3 protein-coding genes are annotated in these 3,101 nt (G+C 38.3%); 2 read left to right on the top strand and 1 reads right to left on the bottom strand.

Annotated elements, in window-relative coordinates:
* Nucleotides 1-415, bottom strand: a 415-nt coding sequence (locus PHY73_08760; GenBank protein MDD3375792.1) for a hemerythrin domain-containing protein, incomplete at its 3' end; no start/stop codon positions are given.
* Nucleotides 416-688: 273 nt separating this feature from the next.
* On the opposite strand from PHY73_08760, the gene PHY73_08755 reads away from it, so the two are divergent.
* Both PHY73_08755 and PHY73_08750 read left to right on the top strand, forming a co-directional pair.
* The gene (locus PHY73_08755) at nt 689-1,156 is read left to right on the top strand and encodes a DUF2924 domain-containing protein (GenBank protein MDD3375791.1); all 468 of its coding nucleotides are present in this window, start codon (nt 689-691) and stop codon (nt 1,154-1,156) included.
* Nucleotides 1,157-1,313: 157 nt separating this feature from the next.
* Nucleotides 1,314-2,795, top strand: coding sequence for a recombinase family protein (locus PHY73_08750; GenBank protein MDD3375790.1), 1,482 nt, complete (start codon nt 1,314-1,316; stop codon nt 2,793-2,795).
* Nucleotides 2,796-3,101: the final 306 nt, after the last annotated feature.

Below are 3,101 nucleotides of genomic sequence, written 5' to 3'. Positions count from 1 at the left end.
TGGCCATCATATATAATATGTTATCTTCCTTATCAATATGCTGCCGCAAAAGACCAATATATTTATTGGAATTTTCTACGATTTGATCTGTCGTTTTTTCTACAATTTTGTATCTCATTATAGCAACACTTAGTTCTTTTACAAGAGCTCTTCCTTGATCGTGTTCGCTAAGCATACATCCAATCGGCCCGCCTTCACGAGGGATCCCGGCTTTCTCCATTTCAGGAAAAAGAAGATCCTCTTCCTTGGCATGATGACATTTATCCGCAAACGTCTTGAAGAATTCAACAATCTGCTCAAGGTGCTCAGCATTAACTTTCTCCCCCGACTGAAGCCTTTTGCAAATCTCTTCAAGGATATCCATCATCAATTTTATTCCTTTGTGTTCCTCCTTTAATAATTCCGTCGCTTTCATTTTATCGTCTCCTTTTTTCATTATCACTTGATTTCATATATTTACCTCAAATAAAAAATACCGCCCCTCCGGTAGCTAATAAAATAATACTATTATTAAGAGGGTTTAAGCATTCTACAACAAAAGCCCACAACCTACAAGCGCAGAGCGCAAACCCTCTAATCACTTGCTATCTCTTGAAGTGTATGGCTATATAGAAGTACAACGATTTGCAATTAGCTGGAAACAAAGAACTTTGGCTATAAAAAAAACAAGATAAAAAAGGCAATTACAATGAAAGAAGCTCAATTATCTAAAATTATGGCGCTTAAGGAGAAGTCCTTAACCGAGCTTAAGGAGGCATACAAGAAGCTGTTTGATGGCAAAAAAGCGCCATCCAATAACAAGGTCTACTTATGGCGCAAGATAGCTTACAGGATACAGGAAATCGATTATGGTGGATTATCTGCTAAGACGAAGGACAAAGTCCAGGAGTTGATCCAGAAATACGACCCAATAAACAACAAGACGTTACGACCCAATACACCTGAAATGAATGGGCCGTCTAGAAAACATAAAAGAGATAAGCGCCTCCCCATCCTCGGAACCGTCATAACTAAGGAATACAAAGGAAAAGTTCTGCAAGTAAAGATTCTTGATTCCGGCTATGAATATAATAATAAAAAATATAAAAGTTTAAGCTCAATTGCCAAAGAGGTGACAGGAGCTCACTGGAACGGGTATTTATTCTTTAGCCTATGAAAAACGATACAGAAAAGATAAAAAAGAAACGCATTTGCTGCGCGATTTATACACGCAAATCCACATCTGAAGGATTAGATCAAGACTTTACTACTCTCGATGCCCAACGTGAAGCCTCTGAGAATTATATAAGCAGCAGAAGCACGAAGGCTGGCTTATGTCGCCAACACGATACGATGACGGTGGTTTTACTGGCGCAAATCTTGATCGACCAGCACTTCAGAAGCTACTTAATGATATCAAAGCCAGCGGCATTGACTGTGTCATTGTTTACAAAGTCGATCGCCTCTCTCGCTCATTGATGAATTTTGCTCAACTCTTAGAGTTCTTTGATAAATACAACGTCACCTTTGTTTCAGTAACTCAGGCTTTTAATACTAATACTTCAATGGGACGACTAACGCTAAACATCCTCTTTTCCTTCGCGCAATTCGAGCGTGAAATTATCAGCGAGCGCACAAAAGATAAAATGGGTGCCGCTCGTAAAAAGGGTCATTGGCTAGGCGGCAGGCCTCCGATTGGATATGATGTAAAAAAAGATGACAAAAAATTAATAATCAATTCTAAAGAAGCAAAACTTATCCGAGAAATATTCAAGCTTTATCTAGATGGAAATTCTCTTCTTAAAGTAGCGTCTATCCTCAATGAAAACGGCCACAGGTCAAAAGAAGGGTCTTCGAAAGCAGGCAAAGCATACGGTGGAACTAAGTTCAGCGTCACCCGGATACAAGCTATCGTAAAAAATGTTCTGTATATCGGCAAGGTAAAATACGCAGGACAAATCTATGACGGCCAACAAAGTGCAATCATTGATAATACGACTTTCCAAAAGACCCAAGAAAAACTCAAACAAAATTGCGTTGAGCGAAAAGTAATAAAAAATGTCGAATGTACCGGATTGCTGACCCACCTACTACATTGCAATACATGTAACACTATTATGTTTCATACCTATACGATGAAAAAACAAACACGTAAATATCGTTACTATGTTTGCACAAATGCTCAAAAGCGCGGATACCATTCGTGCCCAAACCGATCACTTAACGCGCAAGCTATAGAGGAAGCTTCCGTGGAGTATTTGAAGCGGATATTTTCAGATACAAAAAAATTTAAAGAGCGCTCTCAAGAAATTGAAGCTCTTCTGTCCCCTGTCTGGGATACGCTCTATCCAGAGGAAAAGCGAAGAATCCTGCGCGTTCTTGTTAAGAAAATCTATTATTCATCTGAAGCAAAGAAGCTTGGAATCAAACTGAATGGTAGCGATATTAAGCTTGAATTTGACGTTGATCTAAAGAAGGTGCGGACATTAAATAAATGGCACAAAGAAACAGAAATCGAAAAAGAACCAAAGATTAGAAGAAGCTTAATTCTTGCGTATCAAATCCAGAAACTTTTTGACGAAAGTAAAATAACTAGCCTTAAACAAGCCTCTGGATGGCTTAATATGAGCCAATCACGCCTTAATCATATCCTAACATTACTTCTTCTCTCGCCTTCCATACAGGCCGAAATAATCTCTAATAATAACCAAGCAATCAATCTAATCCCCGAATACAAAATCCGTTCACTTGCCGAAGAGCCTAATTGGAATAAACAGGCCCAAACCTGGCAAGATATCAAAGAAAATCTTTCTTAAAATTTATCTCTCTTTTCTATTCCAAGAAAAATTTCCTATTCCTAGTAAATGCCCAAAATATTGCTCAGATTAATCAAGATATCGACGATAATGCCATTTACTACGAATCCTTTACTAAACAGCGATTCAGAGATAAAGAGATAGTCTGACGAGATTTATTAAGCCACTTCTTGAAAAATGAATTTCTTTATCGCTCCTTCCGCTCTCCTCACAGTGACAATACAAAAATATCTGCCCTAACCTTTTGACACGACAAGACATAAAAATAGCCCTGAATAGTTTAACTACTCAGGGCTATTGGTATCT

This window comes from Candidatus Omnitrophota bacterium, from assembly GCA_028693815.1.
Taxonomy (GTDB): domain Bacteria; phylum Omnitrophota; class Gorgyraeia; order Zapsychrales; family Aceulaceae; genus Aceula.
The sequence above is the reverse complement of the archived record's forward strand: the minus strand, read 5'-3'. Positions and strand labels throughout refer to the sequence as shown.